General features: G+C 63.4%; 23 protein-coding genes, 1 tRNA gene and 1 pseudogene. 10 read left to right on the forward strand and 15 right to left on the reverse strand.

What is annotated here, in order from left to right; translation table 11 throughout:
• Positions 1-5: 5 nt before the first annotated feature.
• The 8 genes from ychF to NQE15_RS05475 form a co-directional block, all read right to left on the reverse strand.
• Positions 6-1,097, reverse strand: coding sequence for a redox-regulated ATPase YchF (gene ychF, locus NQE15_RS05440; protein WP_265947267.1), 1,092 nt, complete (start codon positions 1,095-1,097; stop codon positions 6-8).
• 23 nt (positions 1,098-1,120) lie between these two features.
• On the reverse strand, positions 1,121-1,699 hold the full coding sequence (pth, locus tag NQE15_RS05445) for an aminoacyl-tRNA hydrolase (RefSeq protein WP_265947269.1): 579 nt from the start codon (positions 1,697-1,699) through the stop codon (positions 1,121-1,123).
• A gap of 69 nt (positions 1,700-1,768) precedes the next feature.
• Complete coding sequence (locus tag NQE15_RS05450) at positions 1,769-2,377, reverse strand: 50S ribosomal protein L25/general stress protein Ctc (RefSeq protein WP_265947271.1); 609 nt, start codon at positions 2,375-2,377, stop codon at positions 1,769-1,771.
• A 55-nt stretch (positions 2,378-2,432) separates the two neighbouring features.
• Positions 2,433-3,383, reverse strand: a complete 951-nt coding sequence (locus NQE15_RS05455; protein WP_265947273.1) for a ribose-phosphate pyrophosphokinase — start codon at positions 3,381-3,383, stop codon at positions 2,433-2,435.
• A 91-nt stretch (positions 3,384-3,474) separates the two neighbouring features.
• Positions 3,475-3,551, reverse strand: a tRNA-Gln gene (locus tag NQE15_RS05460).
• A gap of 78 nt (positions 3,552-3,629) precedes the next feature.
• The gene (ispE, locus tag NQE15_RS05465; protein WP_265947274.1) at positions 3,630-4,475 is read right to left on the reverse strand and encodes a 4-(cytidine 5'-diphospho)-2-C-methyl-D-erythritol kinase; all 846 of its coding nucleotides are present in this window, start codon (positions 4,473-4,475) and stop codon (positions 3,630-3,632) included.
• Positions 4,472-5,047: a lipoprotein insertase outer membrane protein LolB gene (gene lolB, locus NQE15_RS05470; RefSeq protein ID WP_265947275.1), complete on the reverse strand. Its 576-nt coding sequence runs from the start codon at positions 5,045-5,047 to the stop codon at positions 4,472-4,474. Before lolB ends, ispE begins: the two co-directional genes overlap by 4 nt.
• Complete coding sequence (locus tag NQE15_RS05475; protein ID WP_265947276.1) at positions 5,044-6,759, reverse strand: tetratricopeptide repeat protein; 1,716 nt, start codon at positions 6,757-6,759, stop codon at positions 5,044-5,046. The genes lolB and NQE15_RS05475 overlap by 4 nt, the downstream gene beginning before the upstream one ends.
• 88 nt (positions 6,760-6,847) lie before the next feature.
• Between NQE15_RS05475 and mutM the strand changes: the two genes are divergently transcribed.
• Both mutM and NQE15_RS05485 read left to right on the forward strand, forming a co-directional pair.
• Positions 6,848-7,681, forward strand: coding sequence for a bifunctional DNA-formamidopyrimidine glycosylase/DNA-(apurinic or apyrimidinic site) lyase (gene mutM / locus NQE15_RS05480; RefSeq protein WP_265947278.1), 834 nt, complete (start codon positions 6,848-6,850; stop codon positions 7,679-7,681).
• Between the two features lie 66 nt (positions 7,682-7,747).
• On the forward strand, positions 7,748-9,697 hold the full coding sequence (locus NQE15_RS05485; protein ID WP_265947280.1) for a dynamin family protein: 1,950 nt from the start codon (positions 7,748-7,750) through the stop codon (positions 9,695-9,697).
• Positions 9,698-9,779: 82 nt separating this feature from the next.
• Here the strand turns inward: NQE15_RS05485 and NQE15_RS05490 are convergent, their stop codons facing one another.
• The 5 genes and pseudogenes from NQE15_RS05490 to NQE15_RS05510 all read right to left on the reverse strand — a co-directional run bounded on the left by NQE15_RS05490 (position 9,780) and on the right by NQE15_RS05510 (position 13,764).
• A complete protein-coding gene (locus NQE15_RS05490) occupies positions 9,780-10,037 on the reverse strand; it encodes a YfhL family 4Fe-4S dicluster ferredoxin (protein WP_265947282.1) in 258 nt (85 codons plus the stop codon).
• Between the two features lie 17 nt (positions 10,038-10,054).
• A complete protein-coding gene (gene coaD, locus NQE15_RS05495; RefSeq protein ID WP_265947284.1) occupies positions 10,055-10,549 on the reverse strand; it encodes a pantetheine-phosphate adenylyltransferase in 495 nt (164 codons plus the stop codon).
• Positions 10,546-11,088 (reverse strand): 16S rRNA (guanine(966)-N(2))-methyltransferase RsmD, encoded by a 543-nt coding sequence (gene rsmD, locus NQE15_RS05500; RefSeq protein WP_265947286.1) that lies wholly within the window; start codon positions 11,086-11,088, stop codon positions 10,546-10,548. The genes coaD and rsmD overlap by 4 nt, the downstream gene beginning before the upstream one ends.
• Positions 11,085-12,412 (reverse strand): annotated as a pseudogene (locus NQE15_RS24020) (M16 family metallopeptidase). The gene rsmD and the pseudogene NQE15_RS24020 overlap by 4 nt, the downstream one beginning before the upstream one ends.
• A complete protein-coding gene (locus tag NQE15_RS05510; protein WP_265947290.1) occupies positions 12,412-13,764 on the reverse strand; it encodes a M16 family metallopeptidase in 1,353 nt (450 codons plus the stop codon). Before NQE15_RS05510 ends, NQE15_RS24020 begins: the two are co-directional and overlap by 1 nt.
• A 114-nt stretch (positions 13,765-13,878) precedes the next feature.
• Here NQE15_RS05510 and ftsY point away from each other — a divergent pair, with 114 nt between their 5' ends.
• The 5 genes from ftsY to NQE15_RS05535 all read left to right on the forward strand — a co-directional run bounded on the left by ftsY (position 13,879) and on the right by NQE15_RS05535 (position 18,896).
• A complete protein-coding gene (gene ftsY / locus NQE15_RS05515) occupies positions 13,879-14,841 on the forward strand; it encodes a signal recognition particle-docking protein FtsY (RefSeq protein ID WP_265947292.1) in 963 nt (320 codons plus the stop codon).
• On the forward strand, positions 14,838-15,488 hold the full coding sequence (gene ftsE / locus NQE15_RS05520; RefSeq protein ID WP_265947294.1) for a cell division ATP-binding protein FtsE: 651 nt from the start codon (positions 14,838-14,840) through the stop codon (positions 15,486-15,488). Before ftsY ends, ftsE begins: the two co-directional genes overlap by 4 nt.
• On the forward strand, positions 15,485-16,384 hold the full coding sequence (ftsX, locus tag NQE15_RS05525; RefSeq protein ID WP_265947296.1) for a permease-like cell division protein FtsX: 900 nt from the start codon (positions 15,485-15,487) through the stop codon (positions 16,382-16,384). Before ftsE ends, ftsX begins: the two co-directional genes overlap by 4 nt.
• 121 nt (positions 16,385-16,505) lie before the next feature.
• Positions 16,506-17,999 carry an FAD-dependent oxidoreductase gene (locus NQE15_RS05530; protein WP_265947298.1) on the forward strand — a complete coding sequence of 498 codons (1,494 nt, stop codon included), beginning with the start codon at positions 16,506-16,508 and terminating at the stop codon, positions 17,997-17,999.
• Between the two features lie 105 nt (positions 18,000-18,104).
• The gene (locus NQE15_RS05535; protein WP_265947300.1) at positions 18,105-18,896 is read left to right on the forward strand and encodes a M48 family metalloprotease; all 792 of its coding nucleotides are present in this window, start codon (positions 18,105-18,107) and stop codon (positions 18,894-18,896) included.
• A 93-nt stretch (positions 18,897-18,989) separates the two neighbouring features.
• Here NQE15_RS05535 and NQE15_RS05540 read toward each other — a convergent pair whose 3' ends face one another.
• Both NQE15_RS05540 and NQE15_RS05545 read right to left on the reverse strand, forming a co-directional pair.
• Positions 18,990-20,207, reverse strand: a complete 1,218-nt coding sequence (locus NQE15_RS05540) for a DUF1343 domain-containing protein (protein WP_265947301.1) — start codon at positions 20,205-20,207, stop codon at positions 18,990-18,992.
• On the reverse strand, positions 20,204-20,749 hold the full coding sequence (locus NQE15_RS05545) for a DOMON-like domain-containing protein (protein ID WP_265947303.1): 546 nt from the start codon (positions 20,747-20,749) through the stop codon (positions 20,204-20,206). Before NQE15_RS05545 ends, NQE15_RS05540 begins: the two co-directional genes overlap by 4 nt.
• 217 nt (positions 20,750-20,966) lie before the next feature.
• Between NQE15_RS05545 and NQE15_RS05550 the strand changes: the two genes are divergently transcribed.
• The 3 genes from NQE15_RS05550 to coaE are packed head-to-tail and all read left to right on the forward strand — an operon-like array spanning position 20,967 to position 23,659.
• The gene (locus NQE15_RS05550; RefSeq protein WP_265947305.1) at positions 20,967-22,331 is read left to right on the forward strand and encodes a TrpB-like pyridoxal phosphate-dependent enzyme; all 1,365 of its coding nucleotides are present in this window, start codon (positions 20,967-20,969) and stop codon (positions 22,329-22,331) included.
• A 3-nt stretch (positions 22,332-22,334) separates the two neighbouring features.
• A complete protein-coding gene (locus NQE15_RS05555) occupies positions 22,335-23,039 on the forward strand; it encodes an SPOR domain-containing protein (protein WP_265947307.1) in 705 nt (234 codons plus the stop codon).
• Positions 23,036-23,659, forward strand: a complete 624-nt coding sequence (coaE, locus tag NQE15_RS05560; protein WP_265947309.1) for a dephospho-CoA kinase — start codon at positions 23,036-23,038, stop codon at positions 23,657-23,659. Before NQE15_RS05555 ends, coaE begins: the two co-directional genes overlap by 4 nt.
• Positions 23,660-23,673 lie beyond the last annotated feature (14 nt).

Raw genomic sequence — 23,673 nt, forward strand, 5'->3', positions numbered from 1 at the left:
GCTGCTTAGACGTTGAACAGGAAGTTCAGGACGTCGCCATCCTTGACCACGTATTCCTTGCCTTCGGCGCGCATCTTGCCGGCTTCCTTGGCTCCGGCCTCGCCCTTGTAGGCGATGAAGTCGTCGAAAGCGATGGTCTGGGCACGGATGAAGCCGCGCTCAAAGTCGGTGTGGATGACGCCGGCAGCTTGCGGCGCGGTGTCGCCCTGATGGATGGTCCAGGCGCGGACTTCCTTGACGCCGGCGGTGAAGTAGGTGGCCAGGCCGAGTAGCTTGTAACCGGCGTGGATCAGGCGGTCGAGGCCGGGTTCTTCGAGGCCGAGGTCAGCTAGGAACATCTGCTTTTCTTCATCTTCAAGATCGGCGATTTCGGCTTCGATGGCAGCACAGACGGAAACGACTTCGGCCTTCTCGGTCGCGGCATGGGCGCGCACGGCATCGAGGAAGGGGTTGTTCTCGAAGCCGCTCTCGGCGACGTTGGCGACGTAGAGCACGGGCTTGGCGGTAATCAGGCAGAAGGGCTTGAGCAGCGCCAGCTCTTCCTTGGAGAAGTCGAGGCCGCGCACCGCCTTGGCCTGGTCGAGCTGGGCGAAACACTTCTCGAGCACGGCAACCAGGATCTTGGCTTCCTTGTCGCCGGAGCTGGCCGGGCGGCGGTAGCGGTTGAGCGCCTTTTCGACGGTCGCCATGTCGGCCAGCGCCAGTTCGGTATCGATGACTTCGATGTCGCGCAGCGGATCGACGCCACCCGAGACGTGAATCACGTTGTCGTCGGCGAAGCAGCGCACGACATGCACGACGGCATCGGTTTCGCGGATATTGGCCAGGAACTGGTTGCCCAGGCCTTCACCCTTCGAGGCTCCGGCGACCAGGCCGGCAATGTCGACGAATTCGACGATGGCGTACTGCATGCGCTGCGGCTTGACGATCTCGGCGAGCTGGCCCATCCGCTTGTCCGGCACTTCGACGATGCCGACATTGGGCTCGATGGTGCAGAACGGATAGTTTTCAGCCGCGATGCCCGACTTGGTCAGGGCGTTGAAGAGGGTGGATTTGCCGACGTTGGGCAGGCCGACGATGCCGCATTTCAAAGACATGGATTTTCCTAAGGTTTTGCCAACTAAACGGCTTTGCCGTGCAACTGTTGTTGGGCGCCGGCAAAGTCGCCGGCGGCAAGTTTGGGCCAGGCCAGCAGGCTGCGGGCGAGGGCGTGTTCGATGTCCGGCAGTTCTTCCTTGCGCGGCTGGTGCAGGACAAAATCGACGACCTGTTGCGCCAGGCCCAGCGTGCGCGGGTGGCCGATGCCGAGGCGCAGGCGCCAGAAATCCGGCGTGCCGAGCTTGGCCTGGATGTCCTTGAGGCCGTTGTGGCCGCCGTTGCCGCCACCCTGCTTCAAGCGGATGCCGCCCGGTGGCAGGTCGAGTTCGTCATGGATGACGAGAATCTCTTGTACAGGAATCTTGTAGAAATTGGCCAGTGCCGCAACGGCCTGGCCGGAGCGGTTCATGAAAGTGGTCGGTTGCAATAGCCAGGTTTCACCGGCGCGCGCCGCCCGACCGAAGAACTTGGCCTGCGGTGCGAGGGCAACTTTCAGCTTGTCGGCCAGCTGGTCGACAAACCAGAAGCCGACGTTGTGTCGGGTCGCTTCGTATTCCGGTCCGGGGTTGCCGAGGCCGACGATCAGGCGCGGTGGGTTCATGGCTATAAGTGCGAAAAAGCCGCCGGCGGCAATTTGCCAGCGGCGGCCAGTACAGCGGGATGCCGGAAATTACTCGGCAGCAGCTTCGCCTTCGGCGGCTTCTTCGGACGAGCCGCCCTTGCCGACGATACCGACGACGACGGAGTCGTCAGCGGTGTGGTGCACCAGCTTGACGCCCTTCGGCAGCTTGAGCTGGGAGAGGTGGATGCTGTCGCCAATCTTCAGGGCGCTGAGGTCGACTTCGATGAACTCGGGCAGATCCTTGGCCAAACACTGGACATCGACTTCGGTCGTGACGTGGTTGACCAGGCCGCCATTGAGCTTGACGCCCGGAGCGACTTCTTCGTTGACGAAGTGCAGGGGTACCTTGACGTGCAGTTCGTGGGTGGCGTCAACGCGCTGGAAATCGACGTGCAGGACGAGCGGCTTGTAGGCGTGCACTTGCGTATCGCGCAGCAGAACCGCTTGCTTCTTGCCGTCGAGAACCAGAGTGATGATGGTGGAGTGGAAGGCTTCCTTCTTCAACTTCAGCAGCAGGTCGTTGTGTTCCACTTCGATCGATTGCGGGGCGGCTTCGCCACCGTAGACAATACCCGGCACATTACCGGCGCGACGCAGGCGGCGGCTCGCACCCGTTCCCTGCAACGTACGCGCTTGGGCGATCAGTTCAAATGTCATTGTGTTACTCCAGAGTGTTTCCCGGTCCGCGACCAGAACGGGAAGGTTAAAAAACTTAGTCGATGAACAGCGAGGAGACGGAATCGTCGTTGCTGATCCGGCGAATGGTTTCGGCCATGATTTCGGCCACGGAAAGCTGGCGGATGCGCGTCGAGGCAGCGGCATCGTCGCGCAGCGGAATGGTGTCGGTGACGACCAGGGCATCGAGGTCGGAGGTGTTCACTCGCTCGACGGCCGGACCGGACAGGACCGGATGGGTACAGTAGGCGACGACCTTCTTGGCACCGTTGGCCTTCAGGGCGGTAGCAGCCTTGCACAGGGTGCCGGCGGTGTCGACCATGTCGTCCATGATGATGCAGGTGCGGCCGTCGACTTCACCGATGATGTTCATCACTTCGGAGACATTGGCCTTCGGACGGCGCTTGTCGATGATCGCCAGGTCGCATTCGAGGCGCTTGGCCAGCGAGCGGGCGCGAACGACGCCGCCGTGGTCGGGCGAAACGACCAGCGGATTTTCGTAATTCTGCTTGCGGATGTCGTCGAGCAGGATGGGCAGGGCGTAGATGTTATCGACCGGAATGTCGAAAAAGCCCTGGATCTGTTCGGCGTGGAGGTCCATGGTCAGCACGCGGTCGACGCCGGAGGCGGCGAGCATGTTGGCGACCAGTTTGGCGGCGATGGGCACGCGCGAGGAGCGCGAACGGCGGTCCTGGCGGGCATAGCCGAAATAGGGGATGGCGGCGGTGATGCGACCAGCTGAAGCGCGCTTCAGCGAATCGACCATGACCAGCAGTTCCATCAGATTGTCGTTGCAGGGCGCGCAGGTGGATTGCAGCACGAAGATGTCGCGACCGCGCACGTGCTCCTGCAATTCGACACTGACTTCGCCGTCGGAGAAACGGCCGACGTTGGCTCGCCCAAGGTCAACATTGAGTTGGGATGCAACGTCTACCGCCAGTTTCGGGTTGGCGTTGCCGGTGAAGACCATCAAGCTGTTGTAGGCCATTTCGACATTCCTCGGGGCTGTATATGCAGAATGCGCACTTTGCCCGCCACAATGAAAATCGGGCAGGCTTGTGACCTGCCCGAAGGAAGCTTGGCTGGGGAAGAAGGATTCGAACCTTCGAATGCCGGAATCAAAATCCGGTGCCTTGACCAACTTGGCGACTCCCCAGCGGGTTCGTATGCACGGGTTCGCGTGCAAGCGAGGCGCGGATATTACACAACTCGTGACCTGGCGTCCAGCTTTTTGTCAAAAATTTGCCATTGGGTGCTCGGCCAGGCCGTCGGCAACCCAGCCACTCATGCCGACCGGAAGCTGTCCAAGAACCTCTTCCGCGTCGGCCCGTGTCGAAAAGCTGGCAAAGACGCAGGCGCCCGAGCCAGTCATCATCGCTTGCGGTGCGCGCTGTTTCAGCCAGTTCAGGTGCTCGGCGACCAGAGGGAAGCGCGTGCAGGCGACCGGTTCGAGATCGTTGTGGCCGACGCCGGGCTGCCAGTCGGCCGGAGTGATGGCCAGCGTGTCGCGTTTGAGTTCCGGGGCGCCGAAGATGGCCGCGGTTGGTACGTGCACCGGCGGGTGCAAGACCAAGTAGCTTGCGGCCGGTAGTTCCAGATCGGTGAATGACTCGCCAACGCCCTCGGCAAAGGTGTTGTGACCATGGACGAAGACCGGCACGTCGGCGCCTAGGGTGAGGCCGAGTTTCTCCAGGGCGCTCCGGCTCAGGCCGGTCTGCCACAAATGATTGAGAGCGAGCAGCACGGTGGCGGCGTCGGAACTGCCGCCGCCCAGTCCGCCGCCCATCGGCAGTTGTTTGTCGAGATGAATGGTGGCGCCTTGCCGGCAACCGGTGGCCTGCTGCAGCAGGCGGGCGGCGCGGACGGTGAGGTCGGTTTCCGGCGGGACGCCGGGGATCGGCTGAGCCAGTAAGATTTCGGCGTCGTTGCGCGGTGTGAAACGAAGCTGGTCGGCGCGGCTGATGAAACGGAAGACCGTTTGCAATAAGTGATAGCCGTCGGCGCGGCGCCCGACGACGTGTAGAAAGAGGTTCAGTTTGGCCGGCGCCGGCCAGCTGCTATCCCAGTTCCAGGCCCTCACGGCTGGTCCTTCCATTCCTCGATGCGCAGCCGCAGTTCAATTTCGCCGTCGCGGCTCAGGGTGACGCGGGCCGGCAGAGCGGTACTGGTCTCGTCCTCGTAGCCATAGTCCACCTGCCAACCGGCTTCGCGCAGTCGACTCGGACGGTTGTGGACATCATTGACGATCTGCGCCCGGCCGCTTGAGCGACCCAGCAGCCAGGCTGGCATCTGGGTGACGGGCAGGCGCTGACCGGTGACCTCTTCCATCAGCGCATCGGCGTCGGACGATTCGCGGGTTGCGCCGTCGGCGGTTTTCAGGCGGGACAAGCCTGGTGTCGTTTCGATCTCGGCCAGGCCGTAGCCGAGTGGGCTGGATACCAGAACGCGGTTGTCGCCGCTCTTGTAGATCCACGACAGGCGGCCGCCGGAACTTTGCGGGGCCTGGTCGGGCAGCGTGACGCGTAGCGCAAAGCGGGCCTCCAGCGCGAAGTCGCGCAGCTGGTCGCGGCCTGGCAGCGCTGCCGGAGGCAGGCTGGTGCAGCCGGCGGCGAGCAGGGTGCCGGCAAGGATGGCGGTAAAACGCAAGCTCAAGGCAGCAGCTTCTTGATGGCAGCAGCGAGTACTTCGTTTTCCGGGTGATCCTTGGCTGCACTTCTCAGCAGGCGACTGGCGTCGTCCTTGCGGCCCATGGTCCACATGACTTCGCCGAGGTGAGCAGCGATTTCGGGGTCAGCCCTGAGCTTGTAGGCTTTTTCCAGAGTCTTCAGAGCGGCGTCGAGTTTGCCCTGGCGATAGAGCACCCAGCCCAGGCTATCGGTGATGAAGGGGTCGTCGGGCAACTGGCGCAATGCCTTGGCGATCATTTCCTCGGCTTCAGTCAGCCGGACATTGCGTTCGGCGAAGGAATAGCCGAGGGCGTTCAGGGCGTGGGCATGATCGGGTTTCAGTTTGATCAGATGGGCGAGATGGGTTTCGAGGATTTCCGGCTTGCCGATGCGCTCGGCGGTCAGTGCCGTTTCGTAGAGCAGTTCGGGGTTGTCCGGGTGGCTGGTGAGCGCGGTCTCGAGAACGATATAGGCATCGTTCAGGCGTCCGGCTTCGCGCAGCAACTGGGCTTCGGCCAGGATCAACTGGGCACGTTCCGCTTCCGTGCCGCCGCGCGTGCTGTGCAGCAGTTCGCGCGCTTCTTCAAGCTTGCCCTGTTGGAGCAGGATCTGCGCGGTGCGCGAACGGGCAGCAATATATTGTTCGCCGGCTGTGACCTGGCGGTAGTGCTCGAGGGCGGCTTCCGGTTTTTTCTGTTCCTGGTCGAGCTGGCCGAGGAAGAAGTGTACGGTGCTCTTGTCCGGGAAATCGGTTTTCAGCAGCCGTTCGAGCTGGGCGCGCCCGGTTTCGGCATCGCCATGTTGCAGGGCGAGCATGGCTACCGGGTAGATGACTTCTGGGTTGTCCGGGTTTTCCTTGATCAGGTGGTCGAAATGCTTGCGCGACTCGTCGAACTGTTTGTCGCTGATCAGCAGGCGGGCCAGCATTAGTCGGGCATCCCGGGCTCCGGGATAGCGGCCGACGAAATCGTTCAGGCTGTCGATCGCGGTCGGATTCGACTGCCGGGCCTGGAGTTGGGCGCGAGCAAGGGCGGCGGCCTCCCAGTCGGGGCGCAGTTGCAGCGCCTTTTCGGTTTCCGAGAGGGCGCGCAGGTTGTCGCCGGCGGCTGAGGCCGCCTGAGCCATGGCGTAGTGCGCTTCTGGCAGGCCATCGTACGGTGTGGCGACGCGATCGACCAGTTTCTGCACGGCTTGTTTGTCGGTGTGCTTGGCCAGCGTGCGGTTCAGTTGCAGCAGGTTAGTGGCGAGATTGGCCTTGTCCTGTTCGAGCAGGCTCGCTAGTTGGGGGGCCAGGTCGTCCAGACGGTTGGTCACGACGAGCAGCGATGATTGTGTCTGTCGCGCTTTGGTCGAGTCCGGCTCGACTTCGAGCCAGATCCGGCTGAGTTCGAGGGCGCGGTCATATTGGCGGGCGAAGGCGGCAACCTCGGTGGCCCGGGACAGCACCTTCGGGTCGCGGGTGCGCAGGGCGAGGTCGCTCCAGGCGTCGACACCGAGCTTGATCTCGCCGCGCTGCAGGGCGAACTCGCCGAGCAGCGACTGGAAAACGGTACGCGCCAGGATGTTCTCGGAGGAGGCTTGTGTCGTGGCCCGCTTGGCTGCCGCCTTGGCGGGGGGCTCGCCGGCGGCCTGGCTGAGGCCGGCATGGGTCAGACCCAGAGCCAGGGATAGGGCGGCGGCGATGAACTTCGGGAACATGGTCAGCTTTCAGTCGGGGATGCGTCTTTGAACGCATAGAATCGCATAAGTTTGCGATGGTATTTGGGATTGGTTGGAGGAACAAGCGATGCCGGAATTGCCGGAAGTCGAAGTATGTCGGCGCGGCCTGCGGCCGGAACTGGAAGGAGTCATCATTGAGGGCGTTGTCTGCCGCGTCCCGAAGCTGCGCCAGGATATTCCGCCCGAACTGGGGGGGCTGCTACCGGGCTGCCGTGTGCTGGCGGTTCGCCGGCGCGGCAAGTACCTGCTGCTCGATTGCTGGAAGGAAGAGGTCGAAGGTTGTCTGATCATCCATCTCGGCATGTCTGGCAACCTGCGCTTTGTGCCGCACCATCTGCCGCCGGCCAAACACGATCACTTCGATCTGGTGCTGGCCGGACAGACCCTGCGCTTCGGCGACCCGCGCCGCTTCGGCGTCATCGCCTGGCAGCCGGGGCCGCCGGCGGCGGCCGAGCAACATCCGCTGCTGGTCAGCCAGGGCGTCGAGCCGTTGTCCGAAGCGTTCACGGCCGACTGGCTGCACGCTGCCGTCAGTCGGCGGAGCGCCCCGATCAAGCCGGTCCTGATGGACAGTCATCTGCTGGTTGGGGTCGGCAACATCTATGCCTCGGAGAGCCTGTTCCGCGCCGGCATCTCGCCTTTGCGGGCGGCTAACCGGATCAGTCGGGCGCGCTATGCGCTGCTCGTGCCGGCCATCCGCGAAACCCTGGCGGATGCGATTGCGGCCGGGGGGAGCAGTATCCGCGATTATGTTCATAGCGACGGCGGGGCGGGCTGCTTTCAGATTCAGGCCGCTGTCTATGACCGTGCCGGGCAACCCTGTCTGCGCTGTGGCGGCGTGGTCCGGCAGATTCGCCAGGCTGGGCGGAGTACCTATTATTGCCCTCTCTGCCAGCATTAATTGGCGGGTCCAAGCCCCTGTTTCTATGCTAAATTGAAAGCTCTGTACGTATCCATGGTGCATGATATGTCGCTTGCCAATCAATTTGCCGCCTACACCGCCTGGCGTTCGCGCCTTTCCTCGCATATTGCGGAATTTCAGGAATGGCTCTCCCAGAACGAGTTGTCGGACGCCCAGACCGATCTGCGCCTCGCCCAGTTGCTCGAGCGCCTGCGCGAAGACCGCCTGAACGTGGCTTTCGTCGCCGAGTTCTCGCGCGGCAAGTCGGAACTGATCAACGCGATTTTCTTCGCCGAATACGGCAACCGCATGCTGCCCTCGTCGGCTGGCCGGACGACCATGTGTCCGACCGAGCTGTTGTTCGAGGAAAACAAGTTGCCCTGCATCGAACTGTTGCCGATTCAGACGCGCGCTTCGAACTCCAGTGTGACCGAATACAAGCGCTTTCCCGACGAGTGGACGGTCGTCAATCTCGATATCGAGTCGCCGGAAGCGATGCAGGATGCCCTTCGCCATGTCAGCGAGACGACCCGGGTAACGCCGGAGGACGCGGCGCGTCTCGGCTTCGAGCTTGGTAAGGGCGAGATCGATTTCTACAAGGTGGGTGACGACGGCCTGGTCGAGGTGCCGCAATGGCGCCACGCCATCATCAATTTCCCGCACCCGCTGCTCAAGCAGGGGCTGATCATTCTCGACACCCCGGGTTTGAACGCCATCGGTGCCGAGCCGGAACTGACCTTGTCGTTGCTGCCCAATGCGCACGCCGTGCTCTTCATCCTCGGTGCCGATACCGGGGTGACCCAGTCCGACATGGCGATCTGGAAGGAACATATCTGTGCCGGCGGCACGGCCAAGCGCGGCCGCATGGTGGTGCTCAACAAGATCGACGGCCAGTGGGACGAGTTGAAGACGGCCGACGAAATCGATGCCGAAATCCGCAAGCAGGTAGAGTCCAGCGCCGGTATTCTCGGCCTGCCGGCCAGCCAGGTCTTTCCGGTCTCGGCCCAGAAGGGGCTGGTTGCCAAGATCAACGGCGACCACGATCTGCTCGAAAGGAGCCGGCTGCCGCTACTCGAATCGGCATTGTCTGTGGAACTGATCCCGGCCAAGCGCGACATCGTCTGCGACAACACGGAAAGCGAGTTCGGCGATGTCAGCCTGCGCGTGCGCGGCCTGCTCGAATCCCGCCTCGCCGGCCTGCGCGAGCAACTGACCGAACTGACCGAACTGCGTGGCAAGAACAAGGGCGTGGTCGAATACATGATGGGCAAGGTCCGGGCCGAGAAGGACGAGTTCGAATCCGGCCTGCAGCGCTACTACGCTGTGCGCAGCGTGTTTTCGACCCTGACCAACAAGTTGTTCGGCCATCTTGGCCTCGATACCTTGCGTCAGCTCACCCACGAAACCCGCGAAGCGATGCTCGAAGCGGCTTTTTCGAAAACGCTGTCGGAGGCGATGGGGCGCTTTTTCGGACGTTCGCACGATGCGCTCAACAAGTCGAACGACGAGATCAAGGAAATTTTGGCAATGATGGAAGCCGTGTACAAACGGTTTGCCGTCGAACATGGTTTGAAACTCGGTTCGCCAACGGCTTTCTCCCTACTCCGTTACGAAAAGGAGCTTGACCGCCTGCAGGCCTGGTGCGACTCGCATCTGAACACCATGGTTAGCCTGCTGACGCACGACAAGCGCAACATCACGCAGAAATTCTTCGAGGAAGTGGCGGTCCAGGTGCGGCGTGCCTTCGAGCATGCCAACAAGGATGCCGAAGTCTGGCTGCGGGCGATCATGGCGCCGATGGAGACCCAGGTCCGCGAGCACCAGATCCAGTTGAAGCGTCGCCTGGAAAGCATCAAGCGTATCCATCAGGCGACCGACACATTGGAAGATCGCATTGCGGAACTGGAGAGCGTCGAGAAAAACCTTCTGGAGCAGATCCAGTCGCTAGAGGAGGTGGCCAGTAGGGTTCGGGAAATGCTGCTGCCGCTCGAAACGGAACAGTTGCAGGCGGCCTGAGCTGCCCGCCAGAGGGCTTTTTTGAGTTGTAAACGGCAAAAAACCCGCGAAATTCGCGGGTTTTTTATTGGGCAGTGAAAACTCAGGGGCGCTTGTTGCCGGTGAGTTTTTCGTACTTGACCCACAGCACGTCTTCGGTTTCGACATGGTTCGGGTCTTTCGGAATGCAATCTACCGGACAGACCTGCACGCATTGCGGTTCGTCGTAGTGGCCGACGCATTCGGTGCACTTGTTGGGGTCGATCTGATAGATCTCTTCGCCTTGGGAAATGGCCTCGTTCGGGCATTCCGGTTCGCACACGTCGCAGTTGATGCATTCGTCGGTAATAATCAGAGACATAGCTGTTCCTCTCTCGGTTAAGCTGTGGTTTTCGCCCGCAGGCGCTTTTGGACACAAGGTTGCACAAATTTGCTGACATCGCCGCCCAGGCGCGCAATTTCGCGCACCATCGTGGCGGAGATGAACATGTACTGTTCGCCCGGGGTTAGAAACACGGTTTCGACCTCGGGATAGACGCTACGGTTCATTCCCGCCATCTGAAATTCGTATTCGAAGTCGGAGACGGCCCGCAGTCCTCGGACGACCACCTTGGCGCCTTGCTCATGGACGAAGTTCATGAGCAAGGTATTGAAGCCGACGATTTCGACATTCTTGACGTCGCCGAGGATTTCCTGGGCCATTTCGACGCGCTCGGCTAGCGAGAAGCGCGGTTGCTTGGACGGGCTTTCGGCGATCGCCAGGATCAGCTTGTCGAACAGGCTGGCGGCTCGGCGCACAAGGTCTTCATGGCCGAGGGTGATCGGGTCGAAAGTGCCCGGATAGATCGCCACGCGATGATTGAGTTTGTTCAAGCTGATGGCCGCCGCAACAAGTGAAAGTGGACTTCGCCCGCCTTGCCATGGCGCTCCGTGCGCCAATCGCCTAGCGATTCGATTTCATGCTCGGCCTCGACGTAGATCGCCCCGTCTTCATTCAGCACGCCGGGAAGAAGTGGCTCCAGGCGGGAAATCCAGCCTTTGTTATAGGGTGGATCGAGGAAGACAAGATCGAATTTCGCCTTGGGCGAGGCCAAATATTGTATCGCATCTGCGCGGATGATCTCGATTTCGCGCGGATTTTGCAGTATTTCGGCGTTTTCCTGCAGTGCGGCCAGCACTTTGGGTGCCTGTTCAATCATCACGACGCGGGTGGCACCGCGCGAGGCGGCCTCGAAGCCGAGGGCGCCGCTGCCGGCGAAGAGGTCGAGGCAATGCCAGCCGTCCAGTTCCTGGCCCAGCCAGTTGAACAGCGTTTCGCGGACGCGGTCGGGGGTCGGGCGCAGGCCTTCGCTGTCCGGAAACTTCAGGACGCGTCGGCGATACTGGCCGCCAATGATGCGGACCGAGTTCAATCGGCAGCGACCGTCACGGTAATCAGGCCATCCTTCCGAACATGGCGGGCAAAGGCTTGTCTGATGGCATCGGCGGTCACCGCCTGTACCTTGGTCTGGTACTGATCGAGGTAATCGAGCGGCAGGCCGTAGAAGCCAATCGCCGCGGTGTTGTCGAGCAGCTTCTTGTTGCTGTCCAGACGCAGCGGGAAACTGCCGGTCAGATTGGCTTTGGCGGCAGTCAACTCGTCCGCCGTCGGGCCATCCTTCAGGAAGCCGTCGAGCACTTCGCTGGCCACCTTGATCGCCTCCCCGGCTTGCGAACGCTTGGTCTGCAAGCCGATCTGGAAGGGGCCGGCCTGACGCAGGGGGGCGACGTAGCTGTAGACACTGTAGGCGTAGCCGCGCTTGTCGCGAACTTCCTTGATCAGGCGCGAGACGAAGCCGCCGCCGCCCAGGGTGTAGTTGCCGACCAGCAGTGGGAAGTAGTCCGGGTTGCCGCGCTCGATGGCGGGCAGGCCGAGATAGATGTGCGCCTGGCTGGCTGGGTGAGGGAGCCTGGTGATGCCGGCCTTGGGCATCTCGGGGGGCTCGGTAGCACTGCGGCCTGGCCCTTGGGCAGGCCGGCCGCGAGGCCCTCGGCGATCTTCTCGGCGTCGGCCCGCGAAATGTCGCCGACCAGCGTGATGCTGGCGTTGGCCGGGTTGTAGTAGCGGCCATGGAAGGCGACGAGGTCATCGCGATTCAGCGTCGCGACGCTGTCCGGGGTGGCCTGCCGGCCGTACGGGTGGTTTGGGTACATGGCCGCCCAGAAGGCCTTGCCGGCGATGCTGTCCGGCCGGGTCATGGCTTCCTTGAGACCGGCAATGGTGCGGGCCTTTTCGCGTTCCAGGATGGCCGCTTCGAACCGGGGCTTGTGGAGCACGCTGCGCAGGATATCGAGCGCCGGTTCCTGTTTGTCCTTGGCCGAAAGGGTGCGCAGGGTCACGCTGGCGCGATCGGTATCGGCGCTGCCGCCAAGATTGGCGCCGATGTCGGCCAGCTGTTCGGCAATCGCGGTCTCGTCGCGGCTTCCGGCGCCGAGATCGAGGGCGGCCAGGGTCAGCGCGGCGAGGCCGGATTTGCCGGCCGGGTCGAACATCGAGCCGGCGGCGAAGTCGACCTGGACGTCGAGCATCGGCAGGACGCGGCTGGCGACGAAATAGACGCGGGCGCCGGATGGCGATACCCAGTGCTCAATCTTGGCCCCGGCCAGCGCACTTTGCGCGATCAACAGGGCGGTTATTGCGGTCAGCAGCTTTTTCATGGTGTTTTTCTGGTGCCAGCTTTGGGTTTCATGGAACATCAATGGCGGGTGGCGGCGGCCGACCGGCGTGGTTTGCCGTCGAGCGGCTGCGGATCGAGTACGCCGACGGTCAGCGTGTCGTCGGTGAGATATTTCCTGGCGACGCCCTGTACTTCGGCGGCGGTGACCTTCTGCAGTTTTTCCAGCATGCGGTTCAGCTTGCGGTAGGAAAGGCCGACCGATTCGATCTGGCCGATTTCCATCGCCTGACCGAACATCGAATCGAGCTTGAAGACCTGGCTGGCCAGCAATTGCGCCTTGGCGCGCCGGAGTTCGGCTTCGCTGACGCCGTCCTTCTGAATCAGGGCAATCTCGGTGCGCAGGGCAGCTTCGAGATCGGCCGCGGTCTTGCCTTCGGACGGGCTGCCATGCAGATAGAACATGCCCGGGCCGCGGGCCGTAGCATCATAGTCGATGCCGATGGCCAGCGCGATCTTGTCTTCGCGCACCAGTTTCTTGTTGAAGCGGGCGGCATCGTGGCCGTCGAGAATGCTGCTCAGAATGTCCAGCGCGTAGGGTTCGCTGTCGGTGTCGATATCGCGCAGGATGGGTGCCTTGTAACCCATGATCAGCACCGGCAGTTCGGCCGGCGCCTTGACGGTGACCCGGCGGGGGCCTTCCTGGGCCGGCTCGATCGGCTGCTTGCGGGCAGGCAGGGCGCGGCCCGCGAGCGGACCGTAATGTTTCTCGGCAAGGGCGAACACCACCTGATGATCGACATCGCCGGTGATGACGACATAGGCGTTGTTCGGCACGTACCAAGTGTCGTACCAGGCTTTGGCGTCGGCGGCGGTCATCGTTTCCAGGTCGTTCATCCAGCCGATGATCGGCCGGCGATAGGGGTGGGCCTGGAAGGCAGCGGCGTTCATCTGCTCGAAAAGCTTGGCCTGCGGATTGTCGTCGGTGCGCATGCGGCGCTCTTCCATGACGACCTTGATCTCCTGGGCGAATTCCGTGGCCCCGACGTTCAAATGGCGCATACGGTCGGCTTCGAGACGCATCATTTCGTCCAGCTTCTCCTTTGGCACCTGCTGGAAATAGGCCGTGTAGTCGCGGCTGGTGAAGGCGTTGTCACGGCCACCGGCTGCGGCGACCAGGCGATTGAATTCGCCGGGCCCGACGCTCGGCGTACCCTTGAACATCATGTGCTCCAGAACGTGGGCGACGCCCGAGGCACCATCGACCTCGTCCATGGCGCCGATGCGGTACCAGACCATCTGGACGGCGGTCGGGGCGCGGCGGTCTTCCTTGACGATGATCCGCAGGCCGTTCTTCAGCGTCGTTTCGTAGGGATTGGCGTGGGCCACGGTCAACAGCCAGGGGGCGAGCAAAAAGGGAATGAGGTGTCGCATGCGCATTGGGGGGGTGGTCTTTCTGCTAGAATTCGTGCCTGATTTTGCATCAATCCGGCGGCATCTTAACGGCTTGCCGCCCAACTGTCAGCTTGGCTTGAGACCTCTTTCCCCATGTTCAGTTTCCTGAAAAAATCCGCCTCCGATCCGAAAGCGGAAGCGCCTGCTGCGCCTTCCTGGCGCGAACGCCTGTTCAAGGGGCTGGCCAAGACCCGCGCCCAGTGGGGGGGCAAGCTAAAGTCGATCTTCTCGCGCGGCAAGGTTGACGACGAGTTGCTGGAAGAGCTGGAGTCGCTGCTGTTGACCAGCGATTGCGGCATCGAGGCAACCCAGCATCTGCTCGACGAGCTGAAGAAAGCCGCCAAGCGCGACAAGCTGGATACGCCGGAAGCCATCCAGAAAGCGCTGGCCGATGCCCTGCTCGAAACCCTGCAGCCGCTTGAACAGCCGCTCGATGTCAGCGGCCACAAGCCTTACGTGATCATGATTGCCGGGGTCAACGGGGCTGGTAAGACGACCTCGATCGGCAAGCTGGCCAAGTATTTCCAGGATCAGGGCAAGAGCGTACTGCTCGCCGCCGGCGATACCTTCCGTGCCGCCGCCCGCGAGCAGCTGGAAACCTGGGGGCAACGCAACAACGTGACGGTCATTGCGCAGGACAACGGCGATCCGGCGGCGGTGGTCTTCGACGCCATCTCGGCCGCCAAGGCACGCGGCATCGATATCGTGCTGGCCGATACCGCTGGTCGTCTGCCGACCCAGTTGCACCTGATGGAAGAAATCGCCAAGGTGCGCCGCGTCATCAAGAAGGTCGCCCCGAGCGGTCCGCACGAAACGCTGCTCGTCCTCGACGCCAACATCGGCCAGAACGCGCTGCAGCAGGTCAAGGCCTTCGACAAGGCGATTCACGTTACCGGCCTGGTCCTGACCAAGCTCGACGGCACGGCCAAGGGCGGCGTCGTCACCGCCATCGCCCGCCAGTGCCCGAAGCCGATCCGCTTCATCGGGGTCGGCGAGCAGATCGACGACCTGCGTCCCTTCTCCGCCAAAGATTTCGTCGACGCCCTGTTTGAATGATTGTCGCCAGCAACCTGAGCAAGCGCTACCCGGGCGGTTATGAGGCCGTCAAGGAAGTCGATTTTTCCATCGAAGCCGGCCAGATGGTCTTCATCACCGGCCACTCCGGCGCCGGCAAGACGACGCTGGTCAAGCTGATCGCCTCGCTCGAGCGCCCGACTGCCGGCAGTCTGGTGGTCAATGGCCAGAATCTGGCGGCGCTGCGGCGCAGTGCCATCCCTTATTTGCGGCGCAACCTCGGCCTGGTTTTCCAGGACCAGCGCCTGCTCTTCGATCGCAGCGTGCTCGACAATGTGCTGCTCCCACTGCAGATCGTCGGCCTGCCCCGCCGCGAGGCCATCCGGCGCGCCCAGGCGGCGCTCGACAAGGTCGGCCTGCTGGCTCGTGAAAAGGCCCGGCCGATCGCCCTTTCCGGCGGCGAGCAACAACGCCTGGCGATCGCCCGCGCCGTAGTCAATCGGCCGACCGTGCTGCTCGCCGACGAGCCGACGGGCAATCTCGATGCCGAATCGGCGGCGGAGATCCTGGAAATCTTCGCTGATTTCCATCGCGTCGGCGTGACGGTGGTGGTCGCCACCCACGACCAGAACTGGATCGAACGCTATCACCCGAATGTCTTGCGCCTCGATCACGGGAGGCTGGTATGAACGCCTGGTTCGGTCACCATCGCGCAGCCGTCGGGTCCGCCGTTCGTCGCCTGTGGTCGACGCCGCTCAACACGCTGCTTTCCCTGCTGGTCATCGGTATCGCGCTGACCCTGCCGGGTTTCGGTTATGTCGTGCTCGACAATTTGCGCGACCTCGGGCGCAACGCCTCGGGCGTGCAGCAGATCAGCCTGTTCATGAATCTGGATGTCGGCAAGAAGGACGTCGGAGAGATCGAAGGCCGACTGCGGGCGGCAGCGACCGGCAAGTGGCGCTTCGTGCCCAAGGAAGAGGCCCTGAAACGGATGCAGAAGAGCGAGGGCATGGCGGAGATCGTCGCCAGCCTGCCGCGCAATCCCTTGCCCGACGCCTTCATCGTCGAACCGAGCAATACCGAGCCCGAGGCCCTGGAAATCCTGCGCAAGGAAATCGCCGGCTGGCCCAAGGTCGCCCATGTTCAGCTCGATTCGGCCTGGGTCAAGCGCTTCGACGCTTTTCTCAAGCTCGGCAAGCTGGCCTTGTCGATGCTGGCCGGGCTCTTCGCCGCCGGCCTGGTCGCCGTCACCTTCAACACCATCCGCCTGCAGGTCATGGCCCAGACGGCTGAAATCGAGGTGGCGCGGATGATCGGCGCGACTGATTCCTTCATTCGCCGCCCGTTCTATTATTTCGGCGCGCTCCAGGGCGGCCTCGGCGGGCTGCTCGCCGCGGGACTGGTGCTCAGCGGACTACGCCTGCTGGCCGCTCCGGTAGGCGATCTGGCAACGCTTTACGGAGCCAGTTTCAGCCTGCATACGCCGGGTGTCGGCGAAGTGGCGGCGCTCGCCGGCATAGGGGCCTTGCTCGGCTGGCTGGGGGCGCAACTGTCGGTCAGCCTGTCGCTCCGGAAGTTTGACTAGTCACAGAGACCTGGCGCCCGGCCTCAACCGGCGCGAGTTTCTTTGTGCCGTCGGCGCGGCGGCCATCGCCGGATGTGGGCCCGTCGGAAAACCACCTCTGCCGCCGGGGGAATTGCTCGGCATGTCATTGGCGCGGGGGCATCGCCTGCGCGACGGCGGTTTCCCAGCACCCTCCGAGGTCCGCAAGACCGGCGTGCTGGTCGTCGGCGGAGGTATTTCCGGCCTTTCGGCCGCCTGGCAACTCGCCAAGGCGGGCGTCGACGATTTCCTGGTGCTCGAAATGGAAAGCGAAGCCGGTGGCAATTCGCGCGCCGGCCACAGCGAGTTGGTTGCTTATCCGTGGGGTGCCCACTATCTGCCACTGCCGACGCCTGAGGCGAACTGGGTGCGTGAACTGCTCGGCGAACTGGGCGTCTTGCAGGGCGACCCGGGTGCCGACCGGCCGGTGTATGAGGAAAGATGTCTCTGCGCCACCCCGCAGGAACGGGTCTATCGCAACGGATTGTGGGAAGAGGGCATGCTGCCGCAACGCGGGATCGATGCCGCGGAACGCGATCAGCAGCGCCGTTTCCACGAACGCATGAATGACCTGAAGCGGGCCACGGGGCGCGATGGCCGGCGCGTCTTCGCGATCCCCATGGAGCTCTCCAGCCGCGACCCCGAGTGGCTGGCCCTGGACCGGATTTCCTTCGCGCAGTGGCTGAGCGACAACGGTTTCACCATGCCGACCGTGCACTGGCTGGCCAACTATGCCTGTCGCGACGATTACGGCATGGCGCATGAACAGACCTCAGCCTGGGCCGGCCTGCACTATTTCGCCTGCCGCAATGGCGAGGCCGCCAACGCCGCCAGCGACACCGTGCTCACCGCACCGGAGGGCAATGCCTGGCTGGCACGAGGGCTGGCCCGCCGGGCCGCCGGGCGGATTCTGACCGACGCGCTGGTCTGGCGTATCGAGGAAGGCAAGCACGGGGTCACGGTCGATGCCATGCTCGGCGACAAGTCGGTGCGCTTCGCGGCGCGGCAGTTGATCTGGGCCGCCCCGGCTTTCGTCCTGCCCCGGGTCTGGCCGGCGATGCCGGCCGAACTGCGGGCGGCCGCCCGGGGCGGCGACTACGCGCCCTGGCTGACCGCCAACCTGCATTTGTCCGATTTCCCCGAGGAGCGCCACGGGGCACCGCCAGCCTGGGACAACGTGCTTTACCACAGTGCCGGTCTCGGTTACGTGGTGGCGACCCAGCAACTGATCCGGCGTCGGCTGAGCGGGACCGTTTTTACCTGGTACCGTGCCCTGCACGATGTGCCGCCGGCCGAGGGGCGCCGCCTGTTGCTGACGACGCCGCGCGAGGTATGGGCCGAGGGGGTTCTGACCGAGCTGGAAGGGATTCATCCCGATATTCGGCGCCTGACCACGCGCCTCGACGTCTTCCGCAATGCGCATGCCATGCGCCGCCCGGTGCCGGGCAGCCTGTGGGGCGGGCCGCGTCAACTGCTGGCCGGCTATCGCAGTCGGCATCTGACGCTGGCGCATGCCGACCTCTCGGGATTTTCCCTGTTCGAGGAAGCGCAATACCGTGGGGTGATCGCCGCTGAACGCGTCATGTTATCCATTTGAGTTAATGACATTGGCTTGACCGTGAGGCTTTGATGCTGCATAGTGCCCGCCTTTCGGCGCCTTCTTTGGGCCCGGCAAACCGCTCAACCAAGATGGGGAATGATGATGCGAAAAGGATTTGATATTGGCTCGAAGGCATCCGCGCTGGCCGTTTCTTTCGGTTTCTTGCTGGCTGCCTGTGGTGGCAACGGTGGGACCGGAGTGACCGCCGACAACGTTTCCGGTTTGACGGCGGCCGGTGCCTCGGCACTGAAAGCGGCAACCTTGAACGATGCCGATGTCAAGGAGCTTTCCGACAAGTCATGCGCCTCGCTCGATGCATCATCCAAAATCGCTGCACCGAAAAGCAAGGAAGCACTGCGCCTGGCCAAGATCGTCAAGGGCATGCCGGCGACCGTCAATGGGGTGGCGATCAACTACAAGGTCTATGTCACCAAGGACGTCAATGCCTGGGCCATGAACAACGGCTGCGTGCGGGTTTACTCCGGCCTGCTCGGGCTGATGAACGACGACGAGGTGCGGGCGGTGGTCGGCCATGAAATCGGTCACGTTGCCCTCGGCCATTCCAAGGCGACGATGCAAACCGCTTATGCCGCATCGGCTGCCCGCCAGGTGGCTGCTTCCGCCGGGAATTCGGCAGTTGCCGCGATCAGCCAGTCGCAACTGGGCGAACTCGCCGAAAAGCTGGTCAATGCACAATTCTCCCAGGTTCAGGAGAGCGCTGCGGATGACCATGCCTACGACGTGCTAAAGGGCGGCAAGTTCAAGCTCAACGGTTTGGTGACGGCCTTCGAGAAGCTGGCCAAGCTCGGCGATAACAGCAGCATGTTCAGCTCGCATCCGCCGTCCAGCGAACGGGCCCAGCGCATGCGCGAGAAAATTGCCGCCAAGAAGTAAGCGAATTTCTGCCGCCTGATCAGGCGGTTCGGGAGCGACAAAGGAGCCGGCGTTTGCCGGCTCTTTCATGTCAGTTTGCCGTATGTCGGTTCTTCAGCGATAAAGCAAAAAATCCGCCCGCGTTGCCTCCCAGGCCTGTTCGTCAGTTGTCGTCAGGGCGTCGAGCTCTTCGGGCCGGGCTCTCGGGTCGTCCACCCATTCCCGCAGCAACGGCGAGCCGTTGATCAGGTCGATGGCCAGCCGGTCATGTTCGTATTCGTAGGCAAAGTCGCGCCACAGCGGGTAATCCGGGGCAAGGCGGCGGATCGCCTTGAAGGCCAGGGCCTGCAGGCGCCAGGGGCGGAAGGCGGCATGCTCGTAGTGCGGCGCCTCGGCATGGATCTGTATGCCGTTGCACAACCGGCCGGCATGTTTGTGGAAGGTCGGCTCGAACCAGATGTTGCGCAGCTTGCAGCCGGTCAGCCAGTCTGGGGCTAACGACTGCATCTCTTCGAGGATGGCGCACGCGTCGAGATCCGGTGCGCCGAACAGCTCCAGCGGCCGGGTCGTGCCACGGCCCTCGGAAAGCGTACAGCCTTCGAGCAGCACCGTGCCGGCATAGGCCCGGGCCATCGCCAGGTTGGGGGCGTTCGGGCTGGGGTTGATCCAGGTTCGTTCGCCGAGCGGCCAACCGTGGCCGGGGGCGGCTTCCGGCTGCCAGCCCTGCATGGTGACGACCTGGCAATCGACATCGAGCTTTAACGTGGCGATGAACCACTGCGCCAGTTCGCCCATGGTCAGGCCGTGGCGCATCGGCAGCGGACCGGCGCCGACGAAGCTTTCCCAGCCTTCGCGCAGGGTCAGGCCCTCGACCGGCCGGCCAGCCGGGTTCGGGCGGTCAAGCACCCAGACCGCTTTGCCATGCCGGGCGGCGGCTTCGAGCACATAGCGCAGTGTCGTGATGAAAGTGTAGATGCGGCAACCGAGGTCTTGCAGGTCGACCAGTAGCACGTCGAAGCTGTCCATCATCGCATCGGTGGGCCGGCGCACCTCGCCGTACAGGCTGAAGACGGGGATGCCGAGTTGCGGGTCGAGGAAGTCAGGCGATTCGACCATGTTGTCCTGCTTGTCGCCGCGCAAGCCATGCTGCGGACCGAAGGCAGCGCTCAGCTTGATCTCCGGGACCGCCGCCAGGGCGTCGAGCGTATGGCCGAGGTCGGCGGTGACCGAGGCCGGGTGGGCGAGCAGGGCGATGCGCCGGCCGGCCAGCGGGCGGCGCAGGGCGGGGTCGGCGATAAACCGGTCGATACCGAATTGAAGGTGCGAGGTCATGGGGTTTCGAGTTGCAGAGTGAAACTGGATCGGAGGTGGAAGTCAGGAGCAGGGCCGCCGTGGCTGAGCGCCCAGTAGCTCCTGCTCCCGTCGCTGCCTTCGATGACCGCGCTCAGGCCGACGTGCAGCATGGCCGCGGTTGGCAGGAGGGCGCGGGCGATTGTCGCGTCGAGTTGGAAACCATCGGGCAGTAGGCGGAAGGTGCTGAGGGGAGCGAGCGGTGCCTGGAAGCGCTCGTCGCGGCCGCGGTAATCGGTGAAGCGGTAGGCTGCCCACTGGCCGGAAGGCGAGAAATTGAATTCCCGATAGTCGGTGCCGCTGTCGCTGGCGATGAAGGCTTCGCAGCAGGTGTGCTGCCACAGGCCGTCGGTCGCCGTTGCCGGCGAGGGCGGCGGGATGATGAAGTCGTGTGGGTCGCCAGTCAGGCGAAAGTTCAGCGCCAGGCCGTTGGCCGAATAGTCAGCGGCAACCGCAAGCGCGATGATCCCGCTGGCTGCTGAGGCCGGGTGGCAGACGAGTGCGTTCAGGTGACGGCCGGACACGGCGATATTTTCCGGGAGTTGTGCAGGGCCGTAGTTTAGCTGCCCTGGGGGGCGCCGGCCAAACGGCTGCTGCCTAACCGGCGGGGTGCTGCGCCGGCTGGGGCGCTGCGCCAACCGGTAGCTGCCGGTAGTTCCCCAAACCGCCTGACATGGCAAGGCATGGCGTTTTGGTTTAAGTTACCGCCTTTGCCAAAAATGCTTGTAGGGATATAAGAAAATGACACCGCTGCGCATCAATCTGGAACAGGAAGAAATCCCCACCCACTGGTACAACGTCGTCGCCGACATGCCCAATCCGCCATCGCCGCCGCTCGGGCCGGATGGCCAGCCGGTGCCGCCGGAGGCGATGGGGGCAATCTTCCCGGGGCCGATTCTTGAACAGGAAATGTCGGCCGAGCGCTGGATCGCCATCCCCGAAGAAGTCCGCCAGATCTACGCCCTGTGGCGCCCGGCGCCGCTCTGCCGGGCCTTGCGTCTGGAACAGGCCCTCGGTACGCCGGCCAAGATATTCTACAAATACGAAGGCGTCTCGCCGGCCGGTTCGCACAAGCCGAACTCTGCCGTGCCGCAGGCTTTCTACAACAAGCTGGCCGGCACCAAAAAGCTGACTACCGAAACCGGCGCCGGCCAGTGGGGCTCGTCGATCGCCTTCGCCGGCCAGATGTTCGGCCTGCCGGTGCGCGTCTTCATGGTCAAGGTCAGCTATGAGCAGAAGCCTTTCCGCCGCTCGATGATGCAGACCTGGGGCGCCGATGTCTTCTCCAGCCCGACCAACCTGACCAATGCCGGGCGCGCCGCGCTGGCCGCCGACCCCAATAACCAGGGCTCGCTCGGCCTGGCGATTTCCGAAGCCGTCGAGGAAGCAGCCGCCGATCCCGGTACCTGCTACACGCTGGGCTCGGTACTCAACCACGTGCTGCTGCACCAGACGGTGATCGGCCTCGAGGCCAAGAAGCAGTTCGACAAGATCGGCCTCTACCCCGATGTGATCTTCGGGCCTTGCGGCGGGGGCTCCAGCTTTGGCGGCATCGCCTTCCCCTTTCTCGCCGACAAAGCCGCCGGCGACAAGCGGGCGACCAACCTGCGCTGCGTCGCCGTCGAGCCGACTTCCTGCCCGACCCTGACCAAGGGCCATTACGCCTACGATTACGGTGACGTGTCTGGCTATACGCCGATCATGAAAATGTACACGCTGGGTCATGACTTCATGCCGCCCGGCATTCATGCCGGCGGTCTGCGCTACCACGGCGATTCGCCGCTCGTCTCGCAATTGCTGAATGAAGGCCGGATCGAGGCGCTGGCCGTGCCACAGGTCGCGACCTTCGATGCCGGCGTCCAGTTTGCGCGGGCCGAGGGCATCATTCCGGCGCCGGAGTCCTGCCATGCCATTCGCGCCGCCATCGACGAAGCGCTCAGGTGCAAGGCGACCGGCGAGCCGAAGACCATCCTGTTCAGCCTGACCGGTCACGGCCACTTCGACATGGCTTCCTACGACAAGTATTTCGCCGGTCAGCTGGAAGACTTCGATTACCCGGCCGAGGCGATCGCCGAGTCGCTGAAACATCTGCCCAAGGTCGGCTGATCCGTGAAAACGCTTGTTTTCCTGCTGGTCCTCGCCAACTTGCTGTTCTATGCCTTCAGCGCCGGCTACTTCGGCCGGCCGGACAACCCGGATGCCGTGCGCGTCGAGAAGCAGGTGCTGCCCGAGCGCATGCGCATCGTTTCGCGCGGCGAGGCCCCAGCCAGTCCCGCCAAAGCGGTGGAGCCGGTCAAGCCGGAGGTTGTCGCCGAGGCGCCCAGGGCCGAGCCGGTGACCAAGGTTGAGGAGCCGGCAGCGGTTTGTCTGGCCTGGGAACATCTGCCGCCAGTGGATGCCGAGCGGGTCGCTTCCCTGGTCTCGAGCAAGTTTGCCGAGTTCAAGGTGGTTCGTCGGGTGGTGGCCAGCGAAGGCAATGGCTGGGGGGTATTCGTTCCGCCCCTGGCGGGCAAGGCCGATGCCGAAAGAAAGGCGACGGAACTGCGTCAGCTCGGCGTGACGGACTATTTCATCGTTCAGGACGGCCCCATTCGCAACGCCATTTCGCTGGGCATCTTCTCCAGCGAGAAGGGGGCGCAGGAGCGGCTGGCCGAGCTCAAGGAGAAGGGCGTGCGCTCGGCGCGCGTGATGCCCCGCCCGGGCAAGGACAGCACAGTCAATGTTCAGGCAACCGGGCCGGCCTCATCCAAGGAGGCCCTGCTCGCGGCGATCGGCAAGGCCGTGCCGAAGTCAGACGTTGTGGGCTGCAAGTGAGCGATTTTGTTGTCGGCCTGACCGGTGGCATCGGCAGCGGCAAAAGCACGGTGGCCGAGCTCTTTGTCGAGTTTGGCGCAGTGCTGGTCGATACCGACGCCATCGCCCATGAGCTGACGGGGCCCGGTGGCGCGGCAATGCCGGCGCTGCGGGCCGAGTTCGGGGCGGCGATTGCCGGCGCCGATGGCGCGCTGGATCGGGCTGCGATGCGGCAGCGGGTTTTTGCCGATCCGGCGGCGAGGGAAAGGCTGGAGGCGATCCTGCATCCGCTGATTCGCCGCTTGTCCGATGAGCGCTGCCGGGCAGCTTGCTCGCCCTATGTCATCCTGGCGGTTCCCCTGCTGGTCGAGTCCGGCGCTTATCGCGAACGCTGCGACCGGATTGTCGTGGTCGATTGTCCGGAAAGCCTGCAGATCCAGCGGGTTATGACCCGCAACGGCTTGTCGGCAGCCGAGGTCGAAGCCATCATGGCCGCCCAGGCCAGCCGTCAGCAACGACTTGCCGTGGCCGATGATGTTGTGCTCAATGACGCCGATTTTTCCCGGTTGCGCGACCAGGTTCAGGAGCTGCATCGAAAGTATCTACTACTTTTAGCTGAAATACCTAAAGCAAGCTGTTGAGATTTGCACGCAAA

Source organism: Dechloromonas sp. A34 (assembly GCF_026261605.1).
Classification (GTDB): Bacteria; Pseudomonadota; Gammaproteobacteria; order Burkholderiales; family Rhodocyclaceae; genus Azonexus.

Bases quoted from the DNA above. Each gene is read 5' to 3' on its own strand.
- ychF (WP_265947267.1), bottom strand. From the start codon at position 1,097: ATGTCTTTGAAATGCGGCATCGTCGGCCTGCCCAACGTCGGCAAATCC.
- pth (WP_265947269.1), bottom strand. From the start codon at position 1,699: ATGAACCCACCGCGCCTGATCGTCGGCCTCGGCAACCCCGGACCGGAA.
- NQE15_RS05450 (WP_265947271.1), bottom strand. From the start codon at position 2,377: ATGACATTTGAACTGATCGCCCAAGCGCGTACGTTGCAGGGAACGGGT.
- NQE15_RS05455 (WP_265947273.1), bottom strand. From the start codon at position 3,383: ATGGCCTACAACAGCTTGATGGTCTTCACCGGCAACGCCAACCCGAAA.
- NQE15_RS05475 (WP_265947276.1), bottom strand. From the start codon at position 6,759: ATGTTCCCGAAGTTCATCGCCGCCGCCCTATCCCTGGCTCTGGGTCTG.
- mutM (WP_265947278.1), top strand. From the start codon at position 6,848: ATGCCGGAATTGCCGGAAGTCGAAGTATGTCGGCGCGGCCTGCGGCCG.
- NQE15_RS05485 (WP_265947280.1), top strand. From the start codon at position 7,748: ATGTCGCTTGCCAATCAATTTGCCGCCTACACCGCCTGGCGTTCGCGC.
- NQE15_RS05490 (WP_265947282.1), bottom strand. From the start codon at position 10,037: ATGTCTCTGATTATTACCGACGAATGCATCAACTGCGACGTGTGCGAA.
- NQE15_RS05510 (WP_265947290.1), bottom strand. From the start codon at position 13,764: ATGCGACACCTCATTCCCTTTTTGCTCGCCCCCTGGCTGTTGACCGTG.
- ftsY (WP_265947292.1), top strand. From the start codon at position 13,879: ATGTTCAGTTTCCTGAAAAAATCCGCCTCCGATCCGAAAGCGGAAGCG.
- ftsE (WP_265947294.1), top strand. From the start codon at position 14,838: ATGATTGTCGCCAGCAACCTGAGCAAGCGCTACCCGGGCGGTTATGAG.
- ftsX (WP_265947296.1), top strand. From the start codon at position 15,485: ATGAACGCCTGGTTCGGTCACCATCGCGCAGCCGTCGGGTCCGCCGTT.
- NQE15_RS05530 (WP_265947298.1), top strand. From the start codon at position 16,506: ATGTCATTGGCGCGGGGGCATCGCCTGCGCGACGGCGGTTTCCCAGCA.
- NQE15_RS05535 (WP_265947300.1), top strand. From the start codon at position 18,105: ATGCGAAAAGGATTTGATATTGGCTCGAAGGCATCCGCGCTGGCCGTT.
- NQE15_RS05540 (WP_265947301.1), bottom strand. From the start codon at position 20,207: ATGACCTCGCACCTTCAATTCGGTATCGACCGGTTTATCGCCGACCCC.
- NQE15_RS05550 (WP_265947305.1), top strand. From the start codon at position 20,967: ATGACACCGCTGCGCATCAATCTGGAACAGGAAGAAATCCCCACCCAC.